Origin of the sequence: Varibaculum cambriense (assembly GCF_022133705.1) — a bacterium.
Classification (GTDB): domain Bacteria; phylum Actinomycetota; class Actinomycetes; order Actinomycetales; family Actinomycetaceae; genus Varibaculum; species Varibaculum cambriense_A.
This window is the reverse complement of record NZ_JAKNHJ010000012.1, coordinates 1-25,244: the sequence shown is the minus strand read 5'-3', so window position 1 is coordinate 25,244 and position 25,244 is coordinate 1. Positions and strand designations below refer to the sequence as shown.

The window sequence follows — 25,244 nt, the reverse complement described above, 5'->3', positions numbered from 1 at the left end:
CACAGGTAATTAACACTGTCTGCACCAAATTTTACGAGTTTTCAACAGGGGCTTTTCTGGTTATACCTGCGGGATGTGGCACAATCAAAGAGTTTGTAGTTCTTTCCAGGAGGTAGCGATGGCAGATTTTGATCGGACACCTCCGCAAGATATTGCCGCAGAACAATCCGTATTGGGAGCGATGATGCTCTCCAAAGATGCGATTGCCGATGTCACCATGACGATCAGGGGAGAAGACTACTATCGTCCGGTGCATCAGACTATCCACGAAGTAATCTTGGATCTATTTGGTCGCGGGGAACCGGTAGATGCGGTGACCGTAGCTGGGCAATTAAAGCGCCGCGGTGACTTGGAGAGAATCGGGGGCGCCCCCTATTTACATCAACTAATCTCCGGGGTTCCTACCGCCGCAAACGCGGGATATTATGCCCGGATCGTGCGGGAGAGGGCGCAGCTGCGTTCCCTGGTGCAGGCGGGCACCCGGGTGGTGCAACTAGGTTACGCTGACGATGGCGGTGACGTAGATGAGCTGATAAACCAGGCACAAAGTGAAATCTATGCAGTCAGTGAACGCGGAGATAGCGAAGACTACCGCCCGATCACCGAATTTTTAGATGAAACCGTAACTGAACTGCAAGAACTACAAAAAAATGGGGGCATGTCTTCGGGGGTTCCTACCGGTTTTTATCAATTAGATAACCTTACCCATGGCTTGCACCCCGGGCAGTTGGTGATTGTGGCCGCTCGTCCGGCAATGGGTAAATCTACCTTGGCACTGGATTTTTGTAGAAACGCCGCTATTCATAACGAAATGACTTCCGTTATTTTCAGTCTAGAAATGGACGGGACTGAGATTTCCCGGCGCATGATTTCCGCCGAATCAGGGGTGTCAATGTCTCGGCTCAGCTCGGGAGATTTAGAGGACGCGGATTGGACAAAAATAGCGCAGGTACTGTCTCGCTGTTCCCAGGCTCCGCTATATATCGATGATTCTCCCAATATGACCATGCCGGAGATCCGTTCAAAATGTCGCCGCCTCAAGCAACAAAATGATTTAAAACTAGTAGTGGTGGACTACCTACAGCTGATGAGTTCCGGCAAGCGGGTAGAGTCGCGGCAACAGGAAGTAGCCGAGTTTTCTCGCTCGCTAAAACTACTAGCTAAAGAACTTGAAATCCCAGTGGTGGCAGTCGCCCAGCTAAACCGCGGACCAGAACAGCGAATCGAACATAAACCAATGCTTGCTGACCTGCGAGAATCTGGTTCTTTGGAACAGGATGCGGATGTGGTGATGCTGCTAAATCGCCCCGAAGTTTACAATCAGGAAGACCGTCCCGGAGAGGCAGATGTGATTGTTGCGAAACACCGTAACGGTCCGACCGCAACCATTCCTCTAACCTTCCTCGGACGGTTGTCAAAGTTCGGTAATCCCGCCCGCGAGTAAAGGTTTCTGGGGGCTTCGCTTGTTCGTCCTCGAATCTTATTAGTGCCCGGGAAGAGGCAGCCGCGAGTGGACGGAGCGCAGCCATTTGGGAGCCCACCAGTTAGCTTTCCCGCAGATCGCCATAATGGCGGGTACAAGTCCCATGCGCACTAAAGTAGCGTCAAGCGCCACCGCCACCGCTAAGGTAAATCCGATCTGTTTGATCGCTTGGATACCTCCGGTGGTAAAGCCGAGGAATACCACTAACAAAATTAATGCTGCAGAAGTAATCGTGGAGGCCGAATGGGTAAGTCCTTCCCGCACTGCCCGTTTATTATCTGCGGTTTCATCCCAGATTTCTTTCACCCTGGATACTAGGAACATTTCATAATCCATTGATAAGCCAAAACCGAAGCAGAACACGATCGCTACTACATAAGATTCCACCGCGCCTAGAGAAGTGAAACCTAGCAGTTTTTGTCCATGACCATATTGGAATACCCATACCGCCACCCCGAGGGAAGACATTAAAGACACCATATTTAGTACCAGGGCTTGTAGCGGTAGCAGCAGCGCCCCGGTCATCAGGAACAGCATTAAATAGGTAGTTAGGGCGACTGCCAGAAAAACGTAGGGAGCATATTCGTAGAGAGCGTCTTGGAAATCGGTTTGCAGGGCAGCTTCCCCGGTCACCCAAATTTTAAAGGGGGCAGGTAACTGGCGTACCTCTTGCATTTCTTCCTTTACCTGCGCGGCGAAAGCGTCTTTTTCTTTAGTGTAAACATCGAGGGAAGCGTATTGTTTGCCGTCAATTTTCAGGTCTTCGGCGGGGCGGATTCGTTTCACGTGGGATAGTGGTTGTACTTTTTCTTCTGCCCAAGTCTGCAACTGTTGCGGGGTGGTTTTAGCTACCAGACGGATTTGCGGGTTAGCCGAGTCGGGGAAACGCTCCCACATATCCCATAAGGCTCCGATTTGCGGGATTGACCGGGGCATAGATTCCACCGCGGAGGAGCGCATTTTCATCTGGTAGAGGGGAAGGGACATTACCACTAACACCAGGGTCACTACTATCAGCACTGGCCAGGGACGGCGGGTAACAAAAGTTGATACGGAGCGAAAAACTGGGGAAGGATCGTCTTCGCTGCGCTCGCGGGAACGGCGCAGTAAATGGCGGCGCACCCAGTTCATCCAGTGGGAAAACTTGGAGGGAGAAGCCAGGCTCGGTCCGAACAGCATCATCAGGGCAGGCAAAAACGTCATATTAGAAATCATTGCCAACATGGTTACAGCTACTCCGCCGATACCCATTAGTCGCAGTAATGGTAGCGGGAAGATACATAGCCCCAAGATCGCGAGGGAAACAATTAGAGCCGAAAAGAAAACCGTGGCTCCGGCAGTGTCCATAGTTTTATCTAGAGCTTCCAGATAGGGCTTGCGGGCATTAAGGAGTTGGGTACGGTAATCTTTGCGAGTAGCAATAGAGGTTTTCCTATCTCCTGCCCGGCGCGATCCAACCAATAACTGCAGGAAACGTGGGTAAAAAATAAAGGTATCTTCCTGGCCATAAAGACCGCGTTTATGCAGTTCATGTCGATATCGAGAAACGATTAGTAACCCGTAGTCAATCGATAACCCCAGGCCGAGGAAAGAAACAATATTGACTACGAATGATTCCACGGTGATCAGATAGGTCAGTGCCAGGATCAGCATTAAGGTGATCCCAATGGCAGCCCCGGCTCCGATTAGGGGCAGCAAGGCAGCTAACATTCCCCCGAAAACGATGGTCATAATGAGCAGAGAAATCGGAATCGAAATTCCTTCCCCGCGGAGCATATCGGCTTTCACTTGCCCATTGGCAGCATTTTGCAAACCGATGTTATCAACTACATTAACGCTGGCAGTAACGTTAGAACCGGAAAAATAGTCGGGTAGTTCTTCTAAAATCCGGGCTACCTGATCCCGGGTATCCGGATCCACTTGGTCATAGCCATTGGCAGTTAACTGCACGTTGATCAGGAAAGTTTTCCCGTCCTTAGCAATCATCTGCTGGAGTTCACTGGACTGGATAGTTTCCCAAGCCGGGGGTAACTGACTGGTGAAAGCTTTTTTAACTTCCCTTTCGGCGCGCGCTCTAGCTTTTTCTAGTTGCTGTCCGCTGGCGCCCTTGGCTCTTGCGATCTCCTCTGCCTGGGTTCTGCCTTGTGCTAAAGCCTGCATTAAGGCTTGATCGATTTTTTCTTGGGCTTTTTTCCCGGCGGGTAGCTGGGGGTCGAAGGCTATAAAGGGATCGGCAATCTGTGTTACCTTTGGTACCTTTAACAGATCCGCGTGTAGCGGGCGGAGCATTTTTGCGATCTGATCAGCATGTTTTTCTAAATCCGGTATTTCAACTACTGCCGTTACCGGATAGGTATCGCCGTGGGCTTGCTCATACAGCCGCTTACCCACGGCTGATTCCGAAGCGGGGCTGGCCGGCTGGGGGGTAATGAGCCTCTCGAATAGCGGTTTTCCCCCAAAACCCGAAAATACGGCAACGACCGCGAGCGTTACGGTTACCAGCCAGATGGTCACGATGAAGCCGGGGTGTTTTCCCCACCAAAAGCGCTTCATCCGGTTCATAGTTTCAATTGTGAGGGTTCTGGGGATAAAGTTCAGCCAAATCGGCAAAGGATTTTAAATCGGGAGCCGATAATGTCCGGTACTGGCAGTTGCATACTGTCTTCTGGGTAACTATTGCTTTGCTAATTGGGGAAAGAACTGCCCGCGGCTGGAAAAGCGCCTCTAGCTTCGTAAAATGCAGGTATATCCCGGGTTTTAGTAACCAAAATCTTCCAACCAGGAAGCTTCTGGGATTCCAAAATCGCTGCCACCTTGTTTTTTGATCTGCGCTAGCAGGGAATCACTATCTTTTGCTACCCGCTTCAAACTGGCAGATACCCTACTAGTAGTGGCAGTTTCTCCCTCCAGGTTCCAGTATTTTTGGCGAGTTTTTAAAGCTTTTTGATCACAGTAAACCAGTAGGCGAGAAGCTTGGGTTAAAACATCGGTGGTTTCTACTTCCTCACTGGTTTTTATCGTCACTAAAGCTAGGTTGTAGTTCACCTGGCAACCAGCCAGTACTGCCTGGGGTTCAGTCATCTTGGTTTCCAGGATGAACGGCATTTTCTTGCTAGCGCGAGATAAATATTTATGGGCATTTTGCAGGTCGCCGGCGTTTAGATAGGTGGTTCCCAGGTTATAGTTCACCAGCCATCTATCGGCTAGTAGAAGGGAGTCGGATTGGCGAAGACGTAGCTGCTGAGCCCCGGAAGTATCTCCCTGTCGGTCTGCTCGGACTGCCTGTTGTTCTAGTGCCCAACTGTGGGTTTGCAGCCCCGAGACAACCAGCAGGCAGAGCACGGATATAGTTACGGGCACTATCCAAAATCGGGATCTGCGAGGAGGCTTGATCACCAGATCCTGACGAGTTTTTAACGCTTGGGCGTGCAGCCAGTTGCGATAATCAATCTGAGAAATAGCGGTACTTAAGGCAGCGGCGCCGGCAGGAACCGGGGCGCGTCCTCCCCTGGGAGTTTGTCCGGGGAATTGGTCGGGATGAGACAGCGTCGAAATCAGGGTAGCCAGTTCTGGCCAGTCAGTGGCTACCAGCTGTTGCGGGTGATAGTTACCCCAACCGGCGGTGCGGTAATACTGTTCGCTTAGATTTCTTAAGATTTTGCGGAGGACGACTCGGCGAGCACTATTATCTAAAGCCGCGTATCGGGGATCGGCTCCTAGGGAAGCCAGCCGCTGACGGTAAGCAGCCAGTAGGCGGTATAAATTCTCGTGGCGACGCGCACTAAAAGTCAGGATGGGGGAGCGGGAGGCACTTTGGTAAAAAACCACGGTCCATACCACTAGCAGCGTGGCCACCACGATCAGGGCGGCCGCACCTACCAGCGCCATAAAGGAATGCTCCATTAGGGGCTGAATAGGTAAGTTGACTGCGAAGTATGGGAGCATAGACCCCTTTCAATACCTTAGTGACTTAGTGGTGGCCGCGGATTTGTCTGCGGCAGATTACTGGGCGGATAGGGATAATTTGGGGACGACATTTTTCTCCCGACTCTCTTGGCAAATCGTTAAGTAAACTTCTTAAATAAAGCTACCAGTGCCTTCAAGTTTAGGGTCGCGTCCTACTTCAGGCAATAATAGTAGGTGGCTGGGGTGGAAAGCGCCCCCTAGAAAGCGGAGGGTTCCGGGTGCCCGGTAAACCTAGACGTCTAGCATTAAATCCAGTTCTTCTCCACAGCCGGCGGGCTTAATCTACAATGACAAGCAAGAATCAATAACAGGAGGAAGCGCCATGACCTATCGGGAGCGACAGGTGCCCAGCGATCAAGAGCTGGAAGCTCTGCTCGCTGATACTCGCGCCCTCCTTGCTGAAAAATCCCGGTGGGAAAATGACCAGATAAATCGGGACCTCGACGGGTTACTACACCGGGTACGCGGGGCAAAGCGGGTCTCTTACTGCCAGGTACTGCGTCAGCGTGGCCAAAGTTGGCAAGAGAATCTGGATAAGACTGCCGCGTCCTTAGAGCTGGAAAACTCCCCGCATCTAGACTCGCTTGAGCCCCCCTACCCAGGTCACGAACAGGCTCCGGACAAACTGGCTGATCAGCTAGCCCGCTCAGAAGCAGCGATCAGTAAGCAGTCCCGGAAAAAGCAAAGCGAAGATTTAGATAACCCAGAAGATATCCTGGAATCTTTTGATGAGATTCCTCCAGAGGCAGAACATAATTTTTAATCACTATCTAGGAGGCAAGCAAGGATGCTAGTACTAACCCGCAGACGCGGAGAAGAGATTGTGGTCGGAGACCAGGTAGTAATCACCGTGGTGGAGTCGCATAAAGACTCGGTGAGACTGGGCATTAGCGCCCCTAAAGACTTAACTATTCGGCGGGGTGAACTGCTAGAGCAACCCGACAGAGAACGCCTGGGATTGGAAGGACCAGAACCTGGATCTAAGCAGGCCGCGCCGGAAAAATAGTTTTTATCTGCCTGGCTGGCAGGTAACATTCCTATTAGCTGGACTTAGTGTGCGCGCCTGATAGGTGCCGCGTAAGCTAAAAATAAGCTATCCACCAGTAAAACAGGTGGATAAATATTGGTATTTAAAAAGCCAAAACTATAAGGAGTAACTGTGCGAATTGGAGTTCCTAAAGAGCCCACGCCAGACCAAACCTTGGTCGCCGCCACTCCGGATACGGTAAAAAAACTCATCAAACTAGGATATGAAGTCCTGGTAGAACAGGGGGCAGGCGAAAAAGCCGCCTACCTGGATGAGCAGTATTCGCAAGCCGGAGCGCAAATCGTGGACACTCAGGCCGCCTGGCAGGCCGATATTGTCACCGTCCTAGATACGCCCCCCACCGACTACCTGAATTTGGTTAAACCCGGAGCGCTCTTAATCGCCCGGATGGCGCCAGGTCGCCACCCTGAGACCGTAGATGCACTGGTAGAACGGGGCATTACTGGATTTGCGATGGATACGGTTCCGAGAATCTCCAGGGCGCAGTCCATGGATGTGCTCTCCTCGATGTCCAACGTTTCCGGGTATCGCGCTGTTATCGAGGCCGCCGAAAGTTTCGGTCGCCTCTTTACCGGTCAGGTGACTGCCGCTGGAAAAATCCCGCCCGCCAAGGTTTATGTGATCGGCGTAGGGGTAGCCGGCCTGGCTGCTATTGGCACCGCCAACTCGATGGGAGCCCAGGTTAGTGCCACCGACGTACGCAGTGAAACTGCCGAGCAAGCAGAATCGGTAGGGGCAACTTTTGTGCCTATTCCGATTGCGCAAGAAAAATCCGATGATGGTTACGCCAAAGAAATGAGCGCGGATCAAGCGGACGCTGCCACCAAGCTCTACACCGAGCAGGCAGCTGCAAATGACATCGTGATCACCACCGCGAATATTCCCGGTCGTCGCTCGCCACTGCTAATCACCAAAGAGGCAGTAGCGGCCATGGCGCCCGGTTCAATCATCGTGGATATGGCCGCAGCTGGTGGCGGTAACTGCGAACTGACCCAGCCCGGCGAAAAAGTGGTTACCGAAAACGGGGTGACCATCATTGGATACACCGACCTGGCTGGCAGGCTGCCGGGACAGTCCTCACAGCTTTATGGACAAAATATTGTTAACCTGTTTAAGCTGATCACTCCGGAAAAAGACGGCAACTACGTCCTCGATATGGAAGACGAAGTAGTCCGCGGGATCACGGTTGCGAAGGATGGGGAAAATATGTTCCCCCCGCCCCCTATTCAAGTACACGCGGCGCCTGCTGCCCCCGCCAAGACGGAATCGGTAGAGGACGCTGCAGCTAATGCCCGCCAGAAAGCTGAAGAGGCGGCGTCGAAGAAACGTAAACGTTTGCTGTGGGCAACGGTAGGGATAGTTTTAGGGTTGGCCTTGATTGCCGCCACCCCCAAGCCGTTGATCCCTTACTACTTCATTTTGATGCTGGCGATTGTGGTGGGCTTCTATGTGATTACTGCGGTTACCCACTCGCTCCACACTCCGTTAATGAGTGAAACCAACGCCATTTCCGGAATTATTCTAGTGGGCGCAATATTGCAGGTAGGAAGTGCAAAACCAATCGTGTCCGCGCTGAGTTTCTTAGCAATCTTGGTGGCTTCAATCAACATCTTTGGCGGCTTCTCGGTAACCCACCGAATGCTGACCATGTTCCGGGGGGAGGAGAAGTAAGAAATGAGTAACCTTCTATCTGCGGCAGCCCCCACCCTGGTTGCCAGTGCAACAACTAGCGAATTTTGGATTAGCCGAGGACAAAACATTGCCTATCTGATTGCGGCGCTGCTGTTCATTTTGGCGCTCGCGGGTCTATCAAAAAATGAGACTGCCCTGCGGGGTAACCGTTTCGGGGCAATCGGAATGCTGGTAGCGGTGGTCGCTACTATTGCGGTGGCGCTCTATAACGCGGGGGCTCCCGGTTATCAATCAACCTTGGTAACTGCGCTGCTGATTGCAGTAGCGATGATTGCCGGCGCGATTATCGGACTGTGGAGAGCCAAAACTATTCCCATGACCGGCATGCCGGAACTGGTAGCCATGCTGCACTCCTTTGTAGGTTTAGCGGCAGTGCTGGTGGGCTTTAATACCTTCATCCACCTGCCTTGGGAATTCAATAAGGCAGGAGCCGATGCGGCAACTGCGATTAATCCGGCCACCGTAGGGTTCCACCTAGGCGAGGTGGGAGTGGGCATCTTTATTGGTGCCGTTACCTTCACCGGTTCTATCGTTGCCTACCTGAAACTGTCGGGGAAGATTAAGGGCGCGCCCCTTACTTTGCCGGGACGTAACTGGCTGAACGCTATCGCCATTATTGTGTCCATCGGGCTCATTGGGGTGATGATACGCGGCTCGCACCTGAGCGCTACCACTATGACCTTGACCTGGATGCAGTGGGTAGCCATCATTGTGATGACCATAATCGCCCTGTTACTGGGGCTACACCTGGTGGCCGCGATCGGCGGCGGCGATATGCCAGTCGTGGTGTCCATGCTGAACTCTTATTCTGGTTGGGCAGCGGCAGCCGCGGGCTTCATGTTGGGTAACAATATGTTGATTATCGCGGGGGCCTTGGTGGGCTCTTCCGGTGCCTACCTGTCCTACATCATGTGCAAGGCCATGAACCGCTCGTTTGTCTCCGTGATTTTGGGAGGCTTCGGCTCTGACGGTGGACCGGCGAAGGGGGCAGATACCGATTACGGGGACTACACCGAAACCAGTGCGGCCGAGGTCGCGCAAGCGTTAAAGGATGCCTCTAACGTGATTATTACTCCCGGTTATGGGATGGCGCAGGCACAAGCCCAGTTCCCGGTCGCGGATCTGACTGCCAAGCTGCGCGAGGCGGGGGTAAACGTGCGTTTCGGGATTCACCCGGTAGCCGGACGGATGCCCGGACATATGAACGTGCTGCTGGCAGAAGCTAAAGTACCCTATGACGTGGTGCTAGAAATGGATGAGATTAACGATGACTTCCCCGATACCGATGTAGTACTGGTGATTGGAGCGAACGATACCGTTAATCCCGATGCCACTAAACCGGGCAGCCCGATTGCGGGAATGCCGGTGCTGGAAGTGTGGAAAGCCCGCCAAGTGGTGGTGTTTAAGCGTTCGATGAATCCCGGTTATGCCGGGGTGCAAAATCCGCTGTTCTTTAACGACAACACCGATATGCTCTTTGGTGATGCGAAAACCTCGGTAGAAGAAATCGTGCGCAGCCTGTAGCCCGGTTCCCAAATAGGGGATTCCGTACCCGAAAGCTAAGGGCGGGGTCGAAATAGCTACTTTCTATTTCGACCCCGCCCCGTTTTTACATTTGCAGGTACTAGCCGGTAATCACCCTGGGATTAACCGGTAAACCCAAAATCAGGAGAGAGAATTCTTTTGGAGTGGGATATTCTTCCCGGTCAACTTAAATTTGAGGTGATCGGCTTTAACCTCTACTGCGCTCAGCTGCACATTGGCGGGCAAGCCGGTGATTGGGATATTGATCGGGGGTAAAAACTCTGGCAGCTTCAGGCGAGCCTGTAGGTAGCGGGGTAGCTCAGTTTTAAGGGCGGTGGGTTTGACTACCAGGGTGGGGGTCAAACCATCAGCCCCGCCAGCTAGAGACAGCTGCCCCTCAGCTAGGATTTCTTGTCCCCACTTTTGGGTAGCAAAAACAAGTTTCCCGGCCTCTAGTTTTACTTTTACTCCCGGCACTTTCTTTGCCACTAGCTGCGCAAAAGCCTCTTGGCTGAGATTGCCTTCAGCGCGCACTTGGCCGATTTTATCGATATTTAACCGGCTGGCAGTCAGGTCTAGCTGGTTGATCTGGGCGCGAACCGCGGTTATGGGGATGGCGCCACCTTCTGCGGCAATATCTAGGCGCGGAATAGTCACGTCCACCTGGTTAATACTGCCGCCTATGAGGGAAGTTAAGAAGGGTAAGTCATTTACTTTAACGGTGGCGTTTTCTGCGCCCCGCTTCTCGAGAACCCCAGTCCCCTCATTTTCCGCCCACCAGCAAGCAACCCTATCTAGCACTCCCAGTAGGAGTACCAACACGGCTATTACTATTAAAAAACGCTTTAGACTTCGCACTCATTCAGTATAAGGTGCGCAGTATAAGGCGCTAGCGAAAACTCCTATGCACCCCTTCTAGAACCCGCCAAGGCAGACAGCCTCGCGGCAGCGAGCAGAGACGAAACTACTTGTCGATTTCTTGCTGCAGCGGTCCTAGGAGTTCCCGCTTGGGGTTGGCGCCCAGGATGCCCCGGGTAATCTCCCCCTGGTTGAACACCATAAACATGGGGATCGAGTTAATCCCGTATTTGGCGGCCAGCTGGGGGTTTTCATCAATGTTGACTTTGACGACTTTAGCTTTTCCGGCAACCTCGGCGGCTATTTCGTCTACTATCGGTCCCATTTGGCGGCAAGGCCCGCACCAGGGAGCCCAAAAATCTACCAAAACCGGGATCTCTGCTTTCAATACTTCCTGGTCAAAGTTCTGTTCGGTTACTTCTGACGGTTTAGTCATCTCTTATTTTCCTCTCTAAAAATGGTAAAAATACGGTCTTTAATCGGCTAGGGAACGTTCGGCATCCAGGGCGGCGCGGCACCCTGAACCCGCGGCCGTAATTGCTTGGCGATAAGTGTGATCTACCAGGTCTCCGCAGGCGAAAACGCCTTTCAGATTAGTGGCGGTTCCCGGTTCATTAACCCGTACGTATCCGGCCTCATCCAAATCCACTTGTCCGTTTACTAGCTGCGAGCGCGGTTCGTGACCGATCGCCACGAAAACTCCGGTGGCGTCCAACGTGCTTTCGGTGCCGTCTACCGTTGACTGTAAAGTCAACGATTCAACTTTATCTTCCCCATTAATTTGGGCAACAGTACTGTTCCAAGCGAAATCAATTTTGGGGTTAGCCGCAGCCCGTTCAGCCATAATCTGGGAGGCACGCAATTGGTCGCGGCGGTGAATCACCGTCACCTTCTTGGCGAACTTGGTTAAGAACAGTGCCTCTTCCATCGCGGAGTCGCCCCCGCCTACCACTGCCAAGTGTTGATCTTTGAAGAAGAAACCATCACAGGTGGCGCAATAGGAGACCCCGCGTCCCGATAGTTCGGCCTCTCCCGGCACGTTAAGTTTGCGGTATTCCGAACCCATAGACAAAATCACGCGGCGTGCCGAATACTTTCCCTCGGAAGTAACCACTGTTTTCTCTTCCCCGGCCAGAGAAACCTCTAGGGCGTCCTCGTAAAGAATCTCGCATCCGAAGCGCTCGGCCTGAGCAAGCATATTCGCCATTAAATCTGGGCCCTGAATCCCCTCAGGAAAACCGGGAAAGTTCTCTACCTCGGTGGTATTCATTAGGGCACCACCGGCGGTTACCTCCCCGGCGATTAGGAGGGGGTTAAGTCCCGCGCGGGCAGTGTAGATCGCTGCCGTGTAGCCGGCCGGTCCAGAACCGATAATGATAATGTCGCGTACCGACATGGAGCCTCCTAGGTCAGGGTCTTAACCGTTATTACCAAAGCTATTTTCGCAGGTAAAAAGTTCGCCGTGCAACCAGTTAACGCAGTGAGCGAAACCGGGCAGGCAGGGCTGACTAGGAAACCGCGATTTCAGAAATGGTTGCCCGGTTGTTTCCAGTGTTATCAAGGGGAAGTTCCGGGAACCACAAGATCAGCGCCTGGGTATTAGCTTTCGGGTTTAGTTTTAAGTTAACCGTATCGGAGAAAGTACCAGTAGCTAGGACTTTACCATCCCGCGGCAGGCCAGATTCCGGTAGGGAACGAACCTCGATTTTTCCGCCTTGGGCATTAGTTTTTAACTTAATCTCAGAAACATTAGCGTGTTCCTTGAAAGTTACTATCACCCCAAAACCGCTGCGATCCCCCAGCTTCGGGTTGCGGAAGAAACGCGAACGCCACCAGGTATTTTCATCACCATCGATCATCCGGTCAGCGAGCTCGGGATGTTCGGTGTCATTGCCTTCGGCATCGATAGAAGCCACTCCCGCGATTTCGGCCGGTTTAGTTACCGGTGCTGGCTTCGGGGCAACTTTTTGGGTTTGGGTTTGAGAGGTAGTTGGTTTGGCTACCGGCGGGTTGTGACGAGGCCAAAACACTAACACCATCACCGAAAAAACTAGTACTATTGCCATCCCCACCAGGCTAGAAACGATCAGCCTCCGACTGACGTTAACCGGCTCTAAATCTTTAGGCGATAGCTGGGAAATCCGGTCTTGACGGCGCTGTTCGCGCTGGCGGCGCCGTTCAGCTTGGCGAGCAGCTTTTTGAGCGTCCCTATTAATTTTTTCTGCTAGTTTCGCTTTCTGTTTCGCTGCTTTTTTCGGATTTTTAGAAAACTTCGGTGTCTTAGATGAGGATTTTTCAGCACTTTGCTCGGCGTCTATGCCCAGTTCTCCGGGGGTTTTCATTTTTGAATCTAAAGCAGCTAGCGTAGGTATCTGTCCCACCGAGTTCGCGGATTTACCGGAACCTAGGCGACCCAAGAAGTTTGGAGGTTGGGGACGGGATCCCTGACGAGCTTGCTGTGAACTTACCGCTTGCGGCACCCAGGCGCCATCGCCTGCCTTTTCTTCCTGCGGGTTAAGATTCATTTCCTGCATCTCGGTTAACGGGATTGCCTGGGTTTTTGCAGATTCCTGATAGGGCTGGTTGCGGTGTCCCGGAATTTTAGCTGCTGGAGGTAATACCGGTTTTATAGCCCGGGCAGAAGTAGCAGCCTCCATAGCTAAAGTAGTGTCCTCCGGCTTTACCTCTTCAGCATTTTCCTTCGCATTTTCGCTATCACTAGTGGTTTCGGAGGTATCGCTGGTTTCTTCCGCTATCGGCTTGGCTTCTTCATTCAAATTATTATCCTCAGGAGCATCCCCACTATCGGAAGCCGCTGGTGCGTCCGCAAACGCTGAAGGATCTTCTGGAGTAGGCGCGGATACCTGCGGTGACTTTTCCCCGTCAGTTTGGCTTTGCTCATCCCGGGCGGTTAACCAGTTAGCTACCGGGCCTAGTTCGCCCATTCCCAGTTGCTCCCAGATAGCCTGGCATAGGCGAGGAGAAGGCATCGCCGCCCCCGCCAGGGCTACCGCATCTAAATCCACATCGCTGCCGTGATGGAACTTCGAAGGCGGGAGTAGTTTTTCACCAGCTTTTGCTTTCGAGAACTGGTCACGATTACCGCTAGTCAAGAAATAGAGCAGTTCTAAAACCCGCTGTCCGTCTCGGGTTTGCGCCGCGGTTAAATCAGCGGAGGCGTTTTGATCGGCTACGTCTAGGCGGATAAGCACTTTTCCGTCAGCTGACACCAAGATATGGGCGGGATCGATAGCCCCATGCGCTAAGCCGGCCTCATGAAGTTGAGATAATCCCCCGCTCACCTGCGAAATCAAAGAGTGGATTACCGGTGCCGGCATACCGGATCCTACAATCTCGCTCAGCGGTAGATCCGGGGTAGCTTGCAATAAAACTGCATCCACCGGATCAGAGGAAACCCAAATAAATTCCTGGAAACCTGGAGCTTTAACTTGCTGCAGTTGTGCATAGTATTCGCGGGTTTTTTCCCGTTTGCCCTGCAGTACCAGCAGCTCGGCAGGTTTACCGGTTTCATCACTAACTGCCCAGGCATCCTTTTCCGGCAAGAATTCTCCCGCCAGACGCTGGTTAAGGTTAAGCACAGAAAAATGTTTCTGACCGGGGAAATGCAATGTCATACCGGATTGCAGGTTAACGTATCCGTCGGCGTTATAGCTGATAGCTGTCACCTCGGGTTCAAGATGTTCACTGGCCACTTGATCCTCATCTTCCTTGCTTAATTCATTTTCAGGCTGCACATAGGAATCATTTCCGGTTTCACTGGGATGTATTGCCGCCTTAACCTGGGTTTGCGCGTTTTCGTCCTCCCCTAAGGTTGCGAGAGCGGGATCATCTTCCCTAGAGTTTATCGCCTCTTGCTCGCTGACGCCCTCTGGGGACTGTGAGTTAGATGTCAGCTGAGCCTCGCTGGGAACGTAGGTTAGTATTTGCGGCAGAGGACGTCCTTTGCTCAGCTTGCCCCAGATGGGCGCTGCCAAAAGGGAAAGCGCCGGACAGCGCCAAACTAATAGCAGACCGAGGTACAGCCCAGTCATTACTAGGGTGACTACCAGTACCCTGGACAATGCCCCCGTCATATGTACCAGCGCCGGATCGCCTGGGGAACCAGCCAAAGGTCCCCAGTAATGCAAAATCAACCAACCCGCACAGCCGGCACCGAGAGTCGCTAGGGTAATAGTCACCAGCGAACGCCCCAATTGCGCAGTGAACTTTAAAGGCAGATGTTTCTTGTGCAAATGCCAAATCGTGAGGACGGATCCCACCAGGTAGGACAGCTGCATACCGGCGGAGGCTCCCATTACCCAATATTTGACTGGTAGCAGCAGCACCGTTAAACCACAAACAATTAGGGTACAAATAGTCATCGGAATTTGTACCAGGAAAGTACTGCGGGCATCGGCAAAAGCCAAAATTAGCCGCTGCGAAAGGTTAAAGAATCCCAGGAAGGGAATCCCGAGCGCCATTACCGCCAACACTTGCGCAAAGGCCTGCACAGAAGCGGTAGGGGTAGTGGGCATGATGAACTGCATAATTGGCAACGCCAAAACTACGATTAGTACCGAACACAGGCAAGTGATTAAAGAAACCCCCTGCTGGGTGTTAAGGAATTGGGTGCGCAGGCGCGAGAGCGCTCCGACGGCCACCATAGCGCTCATAGAGGTAAACATGGCGGTAACTACGGAAGTGACAATCATTGATTGCGGGATCATATAGACCGTAAAGGCAGTGTTATAAGCCGTAGTAGTAGCGATAGTTACCTGATGTTTGGAGGCGTAACCGTTAGCTGCGGCCGCAATATTAGAAATTGCCAAAAAACCCAGCTGGGCTACACATAAAGCTGAAAAAGCCCAGATGGCAGTGCGAGATACTTCTCCTAGGCCATGGCCGCGAATCCCCCAAACGGGACGCATTTTAAAACCGGTGCGGCGCAGCGGAATCAGCAAAATCAGGGCTTGCACCACGATTCCTAACGTGGAAATACCGGCCAGTAAAACTACCGGTTCCCCGGTCCAGACGCTGGGGTCACCCGCCCAATCGGTTTCGGTACCCAGTACCCGCCAGAAAATAAATATTCCTGCAATCCCTACCACGTTGTTTACTACCGGTGCCCACATGTAGGGGCCGAAAGAGCCTTTAGCGTTAAGGAATTGTCCCCACAGGGAATAAAGACCGTAGAAGAACACTTGGGGGAGTGACCAATAAGAAAAAGTAATCGCCAGCTGTTTCCATCCCGGATCCAGTTTTGCCGCAAATAAAGTAACGAATACCGGAGCCAGGGCTACGCATACCAGAGTTAAAAGTAGCAGTCCGGTAGTAAATAAGGTAAGCAGCCGATTAATGAACTCATCAGAGTTTTTGCGTTGCAGGGCGCGCACAATCTGGGGAACCAGCACCGCGGAAAGAATAGAGGAAGCTAGCAGATTATAAATAATATTGGGAAGGCTATTAGCGGCCTGGAAGGCATCATTAGCCCCAATCGAACCGATAAGCGCGATTAGCAGTGCCGCTCGCACAAAACCCAGCAGCCGGGAAACCATGGTTCCAGCTAGCATGATTCCCGAGGCACGAGCTACATTAATTTTCTTGATGCCCTTAATTTCCGGGTCGGTTTTTTCGTCCTCGCTGCTCACTGCCTCCTCCTTCGCTTTATTCTTGTTCCATCCGGGTGCCCCGGCGGAAATTAACAATCAAACCAACTATAAAGATCGCCGCCGCGCTAAAGATAAAACCAAGAAAAATTCGATCCTCCCACCCGGTACGAATCCGCAGGTCAATTTGCTGTTTCTGATCAAGAACTAGATTACCGGTCTGCGGTAAGATCGCTACTTTCACCCGGACGTTACCGTTGCGTACCGCAGTAATTGGAATCTTTACGGTTCTTGATCCTTTGGGAGCTAAGCTCACCGCTACTGTGGAGTCGGCTCGCAGACGCGAATCAGTTGGCTGTAGCTTTAAGCGTACGTTCACCTTAACTGGGAGTCGATTTAACACCTTAATCGGTATTTGGGAACTACTGGCAATCAGATTTATTTGCGAAGAAGTCTGAATTTGTACCGCCCGCGCCAAAAGATCCAGTTCACTTCCCGCATTAGTGATCGCCTGGTTACGTTCCGCACTAGTCATTGCCCGGGAAGTGGAAAGCAAAAGCTGCTGATATAGGGGGGTAGTAATGCGCTGGTGATCCTGAGCTATCTGCTCTAACGACGGCACCACGCGCCCGCGGGCAGAATTAAGCGATTTGGTGGAGCTATGGGAAGAACTCCCGGCGACTCCTAAAGTTCCGGTAGTATCTGGCGCCAGATTCTGGATTTTGGGATCGGTACCTAAAGTTACCGAGGTAGGGTCGGCGCCTAGCGCTTGCGGTAAAGCGGTACCCTTAACCCACGAGTCGCTAAGAATCTTGCTTATACGCTGTTGGGTTACCGCCGCCTCTATGGCTCCATTAGGTAAAACTGCGTTAATGAGTCGGGGTTGTGAAGGACGTTCGCTGGCGATTGCGGCCAGCATGGCGCGAGCTACCTGGGTATTAGTGAAAGCGTCCTCGGTAGAAGAAGAAGCTAAAAGTGCCGATAAAGTCCCATGATCTGCCAGGAATTGACGGGTTTGATCCCCGGTTTTAGCTTGCCCTAGCAGGTCCGGTTGATAGTTGTAGCTTTGCGTTAAGGGTAACTGATCTCCGCCGGTAACTAGGACGCAGCCCTCGCTCAACCGATTTTCGGAGCTGCCGCAGATAGCATCTGTCCGGCCTGCCCAGTGGGGATTAGCCAAAAAAATGGTACTGGGAACTAGGGTTAGCTCCTTTTCCAGTAACGCTCCCAGTTGGCGGTTTCCTTCTGCTGCTTTAGCCAGCGCGTCTTTATCTAATTGCACTAGGTCGGGTGCGCCCCATAAATCAAGTGAGACACTAGCGCCTTTAGCTTGCGCAGTTTTCAGAGCCTCAAGCATTACCGGTTCAAGACTTAAAGGGTCAGGTTTTTCCGGTAAAGGAGCAAAACTACCGGTTAAGAGGGGAGAGTTAGTGTGCAAGAGGGCAGGATCCACCACCCAAGTAATCCCGGTAGTTGACAGGTTGCTCAAGAGTTTTGCGTTTTCGCCCACGCTTTTCAATGGCTCGTCGACTCGACTGGACGTCTGGGTACTGGCAGTAGCCTGACTGCCTATTCCATCCCTAGCCAACCATTTGGCGATTTCGGGGGAAGAGGCCGAAAGGGGAGCTATAATCGCCAGGGAACTTTTTGCCGGTGATTCTGTTTGCGGAGCATACAACAGTAGGGACCGGTCACCCCGGGTATTTTTTCTTTTCACCTTACTGGCAGAAACGCTAGCCTGAACCCCCAGGCTCCCCAAACTGTTCTTACTTAGGGCAGGCAGGGTACTGGTGGGAATCTCTATTGCAAACTTAACGGTTTTTTTCGCTGGCACCTGGGTTAAAGTTTTACTTTGCCGAAGGCGTAAAACCCCCATCCCCCTGTCGGATTCCCCTTTAACCCAGGTGCGGATAGTCTCGGCGTCCCCTCCCAATCTGGAAGTAGTAGACACCTGTACTATTACATTATTTACAGTGGCGTCGGTGTGGTTGCTGACGGTTCCGGTCACCGTAATCTTTTCTGTTCGCCCCTGCTCATCCTCTTTATAGGAGAGGGTGTCGGGGCTAATCGCAGTAATGGCAGCAGTTAGCTCCGAGGACGGCGCAGATGGGGCAGCTTTAGCTGCCGGGGGGCTAACGGGATTAAGGGTGCAGGTCAGGGCGAGTAGCACGGTAACTACCACCCCGAGCACTCTGCCCCTCAGCCGTGAGATAGCCACCCTAGTCCTCTATTTCTAATAGTTCTAGGGCAGTGGCTACCACTTTGCGTTCATTTGGGTAAACCAGCACTTTGGAGACCATATCTAGGGGAACCCAAGCGGCGGCCTCCGCTTCATGGTCAGGATCATTATCGACGGTAATCGCGCCGCCCGTAGCCTCTAATAGATAGTGGTGTACCACTTTATGGATCCGCCTGCCGGCTCCCGCGAACCAGTAATCGATAGAGATCAGCGGGGCAATCACTTTTCCTTTGATCCCGGTTTCTTCAAAAATTTCTCTCCGCGCAGCTTGTTGCGCGGTTTCCCCCGGTTCCAAATGACCTTTAGGCAGGCACCATTCGATATTGCCATTGCGGTTACGACGGGCGATTAAAGCCACGAAAGCCTGGCGGTCTTCAACTTTTACTACCAAGCCGCCGGCAGAAGTCTCGTCCACAATTGGTAGCGAGGCAGCGCGGCGCGACTTGGCGCGGTGACGGCGACGATACGAATTGCGAACAGACATATCTTTAATGCTACCTTGCCCCCTTGTCAGCGGGCTAACAACTTGCCACTTGGAAGACGGCTAGGCTTTCTGGCAATCTGTAAACAATGAATAAGAATCTAAAGTTAGCTAATGATCCTGCTGGCCTGAACGCTAGCGAGGTGCAGTTGCCAGAAAATGCGGCCGCCGCCCTCGCGAATATGCTGCAGGCGCTTTCTAAACTACCGGCAGTGGTGTTAGAACTCGCGGATCTATTTACCGCCAAAGGCCAAGAGCTTTCCCTGGTAGGCGGGCCGGTTCGGGACGCCATGTGCGGGCGTAAGCCGCACGATTGGGACTTGGCAACTTCAGCGCGTCCAGATACGACCGAACAGATTTTGAAAGACTGGGCGGGAAACGTGTGGACCATGGGTAAAGAGTTCGGCACTATTGGAGCCCATAAAGCAGGTTTAACCGTAGAAGTAACTACCTATCGCAGCGATAAATATCAAAAAAATAGCCGCAAACCCGCGGTAAAGTTTGGGGATACTTTAGAAGGCGACCTAACGCGTCGGGATTTTACGGTGAACGCGATGGCGCTGCGGCTACCAGATTTAACCCTGGTGGATCCCCATCAGGGGATAGCCGATTTAGTTGCCGGCCAGCTACGTACCCCGGTGTCTCCGGAGCAATCTTTCGATGATGATCCGCTGCGAATGATGCGAGCTGCCCGGTTCGCCTCCCAGCTTGACCTGGACGTGACTATGCCGGTGATGGCGGCTATGGAAAATATGGCGAGCCGGATCGAGATTGTTTCCCCTGAGCGGGTGCGCTCCGAACTGGAAGCCCTGATGGTGGGGAAAAATCCGCGCAAAGGCCTAGAACTATTGGTTTATACCGGGCTGGCAGCGATAGTGCTACCGGAAGTGGCAAATTTGCGCGCCACCGTTGACGAACACGGCCGCCACAAAGATGTCTACGAACACACCTTGACCGTAGTTGACCAGGCAATAGCTTTAGAGACCGACCCCGAGGGGGAGGTGCCGCGTCCCGATTTCGTGTTGCGTTTTGCTGCTCTGATGCATGACGTGGGTAAACCTGCCACCCGCCGTTTCGAAAAAGATGGGACGGTATCTTTCCATCATCACGAGATCGTGGGAGCGAAACTTACCCGTAAACGGATGCACGCCCTCCATTTTGATAAACAAACCATTAAAGATGTAACCCAGTTAGTTGCTTTACACCTGCGGTTTCACGGATATGGGGAGCAGGCTTGGAGTGATTCGGCGGTGCGCCGCTACGTGGCCGATGCCGGGCCGATGCTGACTCGCCTGCACCGCCTGACCCGCGCTGATTGTACGACCCGGAATCGGCGCCGCGCCGCCCGCCTAGAGCACGCCTATGATGACTTGGAGAAACGAATCGCCCAGCTGGCCGAAAAAGAGGAACTTTCGCGGATTCGCCCCGAACTAGATGGGGAAGAAATTATGCAGATCCTGCAGCTAAAGCCCGGTCCGCAGGTGGGGAAAGCCTATAAGTATCTGTTGAATTTGCGGCTAGAAGAGGGCGAGATTGGCAAAGAGGCGGCGCGTGAGCGGCTGCTGGCATGGTGGGAAAGTGAGTCTGCCTAAGTAACCTAGAGGATGCCGGTAGCTTAGATAGCTTTTGTCACCGGAGGCAGAGCGCTGAGCTAACTAAGTTCGGTAAGCTAAGCACATGAATGCCGCCACGCCCTACCCTGGTTTCTTCATCTCCTTTGAAGGAGGGGACTATACCGGGAAATCTACTCAGGTGAAACTGCTCATGCAGGCTTTAGTGGCACGCGGGGCAGCTGCGATCGCCACTTTTGAACCCGGCGGCACCTCCTTGGGGCAAAGACTGCGCCGGGAAGTGATGCATGGTGAAGACCTTGACCCCCACACGGAGGCGCTGCTTTATGCGGCAGATCGGGCTTGGCATGCGCACACTATAATCAAACCGCATCTACAGGCGGGCGAAGTAGTGGTATCGGATCGTTACCTGGATTCTTCCCTGGCCTATCAGGGAATAGGACGGGGACTAGGGCTAGAAAAGATTGCAGAAATCTCCCGGTGGGCCACCAATAATCTCCTGCCTGACCTGACTATATTGCTCGACGGTGATCCGGAAGTATTAGCTTCGCGGCGCACCGAGCGTCCCGACCGGATGGAGTCGGCAGGCCTGGCTTTTCACCAGGCAGTGCGGCAAGCCTTCTTGCAGATTGCCGAGCGCGATCGGCAGCGGATAAAAGTGCTAGATGCTACCCGTGGGGTAACAGAAATCCATCAGCAAGTGTTATCACTAGTCAGCGCGGCCTTTGCGGCGAGGACGAAAATGCAGGCTGGCCAAGAGCAGACCGAAAGCGCGTGGTCGCTACCAGATTTAGGTGCCAGCGAGGCGGATACTCCGGCCGGTGATAGTCTCCAAACCGGGTTGCAGCAATTATGAGCGTATGGGATCAGATCGTCGGACAAAAAACGGCGGTAAAGATTTTTGAGACCGCTGCGCACTCCGCGCGCGCCCTCCGACAGGCAAATGAGCAGCAGACAGAGGACTCGGCTTTAACCAGGCAAATGTCGCATGCCTGGTTGGTTACCGGTCCTCCCGGTGCGGGACGGTCGGTAGCGGCGCTCGCTTTCGCGGCCGCTTTGCAATGTGAAGATCCGCAAACTCCAGGCTGTGGGCAGTGTGGGGAGTGCCGCCGCGTACTTAAAGGTACCCATCCGGACGTGAAAGTGGTGACCACCGAACGCCTGATTATTAAAATGGAGGAGATTGCTTCCCTGGTGACGCTGGCACAGCAGGCGCCTGCCGGAGGAAAATGGCGAGTGATATTGATGGAGGACGCCGATCGGATGGTGGAGCGTACCTCCAATCTATTGCTGAAAGCGATTGAGGAACCACCCCCGCGTACCGTGTGGCTCCTGTGCACCACTCAACCTGGCGATGTGTTACCCACGATTCGTTCCCGCTGCCGCCACGTCAGCTTGGTTACTCCCAGCGTGGAGGAAGTGGCGCAGTTGCTGATTGAAAAACATGGGGTCGCCTCGGAAACTGCCCGCCAAGCAGCGGCGATGTCTCAATCCCATATTGGGGTGGCGAAATCTTTAGCTCGCGACCCGGCCGAACTGGAGCGCCGCCGAAAAATTTTATTGTCTGCCACCACTACTTCCAGCGTGGGCGAAGCGGCGCTGCTAGCACAAAAATTGGTGGAGGCAGCAAAAACCGATGCTAGTAAACGGGCGGAAGAAAAAGATCAGCAAGAACTGACGCAGTTGCGTCGGGCTTTGGGGTATGACCAGGAGGGGACGCGGCTGCCGCCTGCCCTAAAAGCCCAGGAAACTGCGCTAAAAGCGGATCAAAAACGGCGCTCTACCCGCTACCTACGCGATAGTCTAGATCGAGTATTACTTAATCTTCTGGGGTTTTATCGCGATGTTTATCTGCTGCAAAGCGGGGCGCAGGTACCGCTAATTAACGTTGACCTGATGGAGGCGATTACCAGATTGGCGAAAGGCTCTGCTCCGCAGCGTACCGTACAACGCATGGACGCGATTCGCACCGCCAGGCGGCGCCTAGCAGCAAATGTGACGCCGCTACTTACGATGGAAGCAATGATGATGGATTTGAGGCAGTAGTTAATGGTTAAACACAAACTGTCAATGCTGGTAGCAATAGTTTTTACCGCTTGCTTGATGCTGTCGGCCTGTAGCGTTGGCTCCAAATCTGATACCCGGGTGACCCCGTCTACGTCCTCAGAAACTAATTCCTTAGATGGCGAGGACGCCGTTATTCCCGCCGGGCTAGAACGCTACTATCAGCAAAAAGTATCCTGGGCGCCCTGCCAGGAAAGCGACTTGAAGGATTATCAATGCGCGCGGGTGAAAGTACCTTTGGACTATAGCGACACCCAGAAGGAAGATATTGAGTTGGCGCTGGCGCGTAGCCGGGCGAGCGGAAAATGCTTAGGGAGCCTGCTGATCAACCCCGGCGGACCGGGAGGATCAGGGGTTGACCTGATAAAAAACTCGGAAGAGATGTTTTCGGAGCAGGTGTTTTCCACCTTTGATGTGGTGGGATTCGATCCGCGGGGAGTCTCCCGCTCGCATCCCATAGAGTGCACTACGGATGCGCAAAAGGATGAGTCCTTAGCCGAAAGCCTCGATCTGGGTACGGCCGCAGGCCGGGAGCGTTCCATTGCAGATATGAAAGAATTTGCCCAGCGCTGTCAGGAAAAGAACGGCGACTTCGCAAGGTATCTAGATACCGTTTCTGTCGCGCGAGATTTAGATATTTTACGGGCCGTCCTCGGAGATAAAAAACTCTCTTACCTGGGCTATTCCTATGGTTCGTTCCTGGGGACTACCTATGCGCAACTATTTCCCAAAAATGTGGGACGCCTGGTACTAGACGGGGTTTTGGATGGGTCTTACTCCTATGGGGAAGTCTCAATGGCACAAGCCAAAGGTTTCGAGGCAGCGTTTGGCAACTTTGCTGCCTGGTGTGCGCGAGAAGGTAAAGATTGCCCCTGGGACACTACCGCAGCCGGAATGAAGCGGTTACAACGGTTTTTTAAAGCCGCCGATGCTTCCCCGATTCCTACTAAAGATTCCGCCCGCCCTCTAAATGGAGCTTTAGCTTTTGGGGCAGCGGTCGGGATGCTCTACTACGAAACTTTGTATCCCTCTCTGCTAGAGGGACTGCAAGAGGCGTTGAAAGGTGATGGCGCGCCCCTATTGAAAATCTCTGATTTATTTAATCAACGCGGCGTAGACGGCAAGTTTGAGAACAATGCTTTAGATGCTTTTATTGCGATTAACGGCGCCGATTATCCGGTGGAAGGTACTCAAAAAGAGTGGGATCAGCGCGGGCAAAAACTGGTGCGAGATTTCCCCTTGATGGGATCTTCCATGGCGTATGGAGAATATGCGCTCGCGGCCTGGCCTTGGGAGTCTACCGCGAAACGGGAAAAAGTGAAGATTGTGGGGGTGCAACCCATTTTGCTGGTGGGAAATACTAACGACCCGGCCACGCCCTATGAAATGGCGCAATCGGTACACCGGCAAATCCCGAATTCGCGGCTGGTGACTTGGAAATCCTATTCCCATACGGCTTACGGTTTAGGATCGGATTGTGTGCAAGAAACCGTAGATAAATACCTGGTAGGGGGAGTTTTACCGGATAGCGATGTTACCTGTGATGATTAAGGTAAAGGGGATAAGCGATGAATAAATCCCCTGATCCGGCTAGGCACCCTGCCCGGCGTATAGGGGCTGATGCTGTCGCTATTTTCCTAGGTGGCATGGCGGGAACTTTGGCACGCTGGGGGCTAGATACCTGGACTTTACCGATTTCAGAAAGTTATTTTACCTGGTCGGCGGTAACTTTTGGGGTGATTGTCGCTAATTTGTTGGGGGCTTTCCTGCTGGGATATTTCAAAACTCGGGCTAATCGGAAAGGGACGGGCCTGCACCGTTTGGGAACTCCGGTAAAACTGGGGATCACCACCGGGTTCTTAGGGTCTTTCACCACCTTTTCGGCTTTTGGAATCGCGGCGGTCAGCGGCGGGGAAACCTCTTTACATAGTGAGTTTTGGGCGCTGGGGGGTAAGTTTTATCCCGCGGCAGCTTTAACGATAATTCTCCTGGTAATCGGGGTGGTGCTTGCCGGTCTTGGGTACCGGCTGGCTACCAAAGATGCCCCGCGAGGGCGCGCCAAGAGCGGACGGGGGCAGGAGCGTTAATGGGTGGAATCGGTTTTGCGTTGGCTCTGGGGGCGAGCGGCGGAGTGGGGGCGCTTTGTCGTTGGGGAATCGACGTGACTTGGCTAAAGCTAGAAAAACGCCACCCAGCTGGAGGAATCGCCCTGGTGAACGTGTTGGCCTGCCTGCTGGGCGGGATGCTGATTGCCGCGGTGAGCAGTGGCGGCCTGCATTCTGATAGCCGGGTCTATGCCCTGTTAGCTACCGGATTTTTGGGTGGCTTTTCCACCTTCTCTACTTTTGTGCTCGATATTTTTTCGGTGACGGAACGGGGAAATTGGCGCCGCGCCTGGGGAGCATTGCTCCTAGTATGGTCGCTCTCACTACTGGCAGCGGCGGTCGGGCTCGCGCTCGGTAGTTTCCTGTTCTGATTTTTTACTTCCAGATGGGATTTCTGGTTTCAGGTCTGACTTTTTGTGTGACATCCGCCGAAATCTAGGCAGGTGATTTTTAGATTTACCGAGGGTCTGCCTACAATATGGGAGTTACGCGGGGTGTGGCGCAGCTTGGTAGCGCGCTTCGTTCGGGACGAAGAGGTCGCAGGTTCAAATCCTGTCACCCCGACGAGCGAGACCGAAAGGGAGAGAAACGAAAGTTTTTCTCCCTT

General features: G+C 53.1%; 19 protein-coding genes and 1 tRNA gene. 12 read left to right on the top strand and 8 right to left on the bottom strand.

Annotated elements, in window-relative coordinates; all coding sequences use genetic code 11:
* Window positions 1–118 precede the first annotated feature (118 nt).
* The gene (dnaB, locus tag L0M99_RS06670) at window positions 119–1,444 is read left to right on the top strand and encodes a replicative DNA helicase (protein WP_024059632.1); all 1,326 of its coding nucleotides are present in this window, start codon (window positions 119–121) and stop codon (window positions 1,442–1,444) included.
* 39 nt (window positions 1,445–1,483) lie between these two features.
* On the opposite strand, the gene L0M99_RS06665 is transcribed toward dnaB, so the two are convergent.
* Window positions 1,484–4,045, bottom strand: a complete 2,562-nt coding sequence (locus tag L0M99_RS06665) for an MMPL family transporter (RefSeq protein WP_238128154.1) — start codon at window positions 4,043–4,045, stop codon at window positions 1,484–1,486.
* A gap of 195 nt (window positions 4,046–4,240) precedes the next feature.
* Window positions 4,241–5,386 carry a hypothetical protein gene (locus tag L0M99_RS06660; RefSeq protein ID WP_238128153.1) on the bottom strand — a complete coding sequence of 382 codons (1,146 nt, stop codon included), beginning with the start codon at window positions 5,384–5,386 and terminating at the stop codon, window positions 4,241–4,243.
* A 385-nt stretch (window positions 5,387–5,771) separates the two neighbouring features.
* Between L0M99_RS06660 and L0M99_RS06655 the strand changes: the two genes are divergently transcribed.
* From L0M99_RS06655 to pntB, 4 genes are all read left to right on the top strand, one after another.
* On the top strand, window positions 5,772–6,212 hold the full coding sequence (locus L0M99_RS06655; RefSeq protein WP_024059636.1) for a hypothetical protein: 441 nt from the start codon (window positions 5,772–5,774) through the stop codon (window positions 6,210–6,212).
* Window positions 6,213–6,236: 24 nt separating this feature from the next.
* Window positions 6,237–6,455, top strand: a complete 219-nt coding sequence (locus L0M99_RS06650; protein WP_024059637.1) for a carbon storage regulator — start codon at window positions 6,237–6,239, stop codon at window positions 6,453–6,455.
* A 153-nt stretch (window positions 6,456–6,608) separates the two neighbouring features.
* Complete coding sequence (locus L0M99_RS06645) at window positions 6,609–8,168, top strand: Re/Si-specific NAD(P)(+) transhydrogenase subunit alpha (protein WP_238128152.1); 1,560 nt, start codon at window positions 6,609–6,611, stop codon at window positions 8,166–8,168.
* A 3-nt stretch (window positions 8,169–8,171) separates the two neighbouring features.
* Complete coding sequence (pntB, locus tag L0M99_RS06640; protein ID WP_024059639.1) at window positions 8,172–9,713, top strand: Re/Si-specific NAD(P)(+) transhydrogenase subunit beta; 1,542 nt, start codon at window positions 8,172–8,174, stop codon at window positions 9,711–9,713.
* Window positions 9,714–9,854: 141 nt separating this feature from the next.
* Here the strand turns inward: pntB and L0M99_RS06635 are convergent, their stop codons facing one another.
* The 6 genes from L0M99_RS06635 to L0M99_RS06610 all read right to left on the bottom strand — a co-directional run bounded on the left by L0M99_RS06635 (window position 9,855) and on the right by L0M99_RS06610 (window position 18,900).
* The gene (locus tag L0M99_RS06635) at window positions 9,855–10,571 is read right to left on the bottom strand and encodes an LmeA family phospholipid-binding protein (protein WP_238128151.1); all 717 of its coding nucleotides are present in this window, start codon (window positions 10,569–10,571) and stop codon (window positions 9,855–9,857) included.
* 106 nt (window positions 10,572–10,677) lie between these two features.
* A complete protein-coding gene (gene trxA / locus L0M99_RS06630) occupies window positions 10,678–11,007 on the bottom strand; it encodes a thioredoxin (RefSeq protein ID WP_024059641.1) in 330 nt (109 codons plus the stop codon).
* A gap of 39 nt (window positions 11,008–11,046) precedes the next feature.
* Window positions 11,047–11,967 (bottom strand): thioredoxin-disulfide reductase, encoded by a 921-nt coding sequence (gene trxB / locus L0M99_RS06625; protein WP_024059642.1) that lies wholly within the window; start codon window positions 11,965–11,967, stop codon window positions 11,047–11,049.
* 112 nt (window positions 11,968–12,079) lie between these two features.
* A complete protein-coding gene (locus L0M99_RS06620; protein ID WP_238128150.1) occupies window positions 12,080–16,219 on the bottom strand; it encodes a lipid II flippase MurJ in 4,140 nt (1,379 codons plus the stop codon).
* A 16-nt stretch (window positions 16,220–16,235) separates the two neighbouring features.
* Window positions 16,236–18,395, bottom strand: a complete 2,160-nt coding sequence (locus L0M99_RS06615; RefSeq protein WP_238128149.1) for a DUF6049 family protein — start codon at window positions 18,393–18,395, stop codon at window positions 16,236–16,238.
* A 1-nt stretch (window position 18,396) separates the two neighbouring features.
* Window positions 18,397–18,900: an NUDIX hydrolase gene (locus tag L0M99_RS06610; protein ID WP_024059646.1), complete on the bottom strand. Its 504-nt coding sequence runs from the start codon at window positions 18,898–18,900 to the stop codon at window positions 18,397–18,399.
* 86 nt (window positions 18,901–18,986) lie between these two features.
* Here L0M99_RS06610 and L0M99_RS06605 point away from each other — a divergent pair, with 86 nt between their 5' ends.
* From L0M99_RS06605 to L0M99_RS06575, 7 genes are all read left to right on the top strand, one after another.
* On the top strand, window positions 18,987–20,489 hold the full coding sequence (locus tag L0M99_RS06605) for a CCA tRNA nucleotidyltransferase (RefSeq protein ID WP_425304312.1): 1,503 nt from the start codon (window positions 18,987–18,989) through the stop codon (window positions 20,487–20,489).
* An 85-nt stretch (window positions 20,490–20,574) separates the two neighbouring features.
* Window positions 20,575–21,324, top strand: coding sequence for a dTMP kinase (gene tmk, locus L0M99_RS06600; protein ID WP_238128148.1), 750 nt, complete (start codon window positions 20,575–20,577; stop codon window positions 21,322–21,324).
* Window positions 21,321–22,514 (top strand): DNA polymerase III subunit delta', encoded by a 1,194-nt coding sequence (locus L0M99_RS06595; RefSeq protein WP_238128147.1) that lies wholly within the window; start codon window positions 21,321–21,323, stop codon window positions 22,512–22,514. Before tmk ends, L0M99_RS06595 begins: the two co-directional genes overlap by 4 nt.
* Window positions 22,515–22,517: 3 nt before the next feature.
* Window positions 22,518–24,083, top strand: a complete 1,566-nt coding sequence (locus L0M99_RS06590; protein WP_238128146.1) for an alpha/beta hydrolase — start codon at window positions 22,518–22,520, stop codon at window positions 24,081–24,083.
* 17 nt (window positions 24,084–24,100) lie between these two features.
* Window positions 24,101–24,619: a fluoride efflux transporter FluC gene (locus tag L0M99_RS06585; RefSeq protein ID WP_238128145.1), complete on the top strand. Its 519-nt coding sequence runs from the start codon at window positions 24,101–24,103 to the stop codon at window positions 24,617–24,619.
* Window positions 24,619–25,008 carry a fluoride efflux transporter FluC gene (locus L0M99_RS06580; protein ID WP_238128144.1) on the top strand — a complete coding sequence of 130 codons (390 nt, stop codon included), beginning with the start codon at window positions 24,619–24,621 and terminating at the stop codon, window positions 25,006–25,008. The genes L0M99_RS06585 and L0M99_RS06580 overlap by 1 nt, the downstream gene beginning before the upstream one ends.
* 119 nt (window positions 25,009–25,127) lie before the next feature.
* Window positions 25,128–25,201: transfer RNA gene (locus L0M99_RS06575), tRNA-Pro, on the top strand.
* Window positions 25,202–25,244 lie beyond the last annotated feature (43 nt).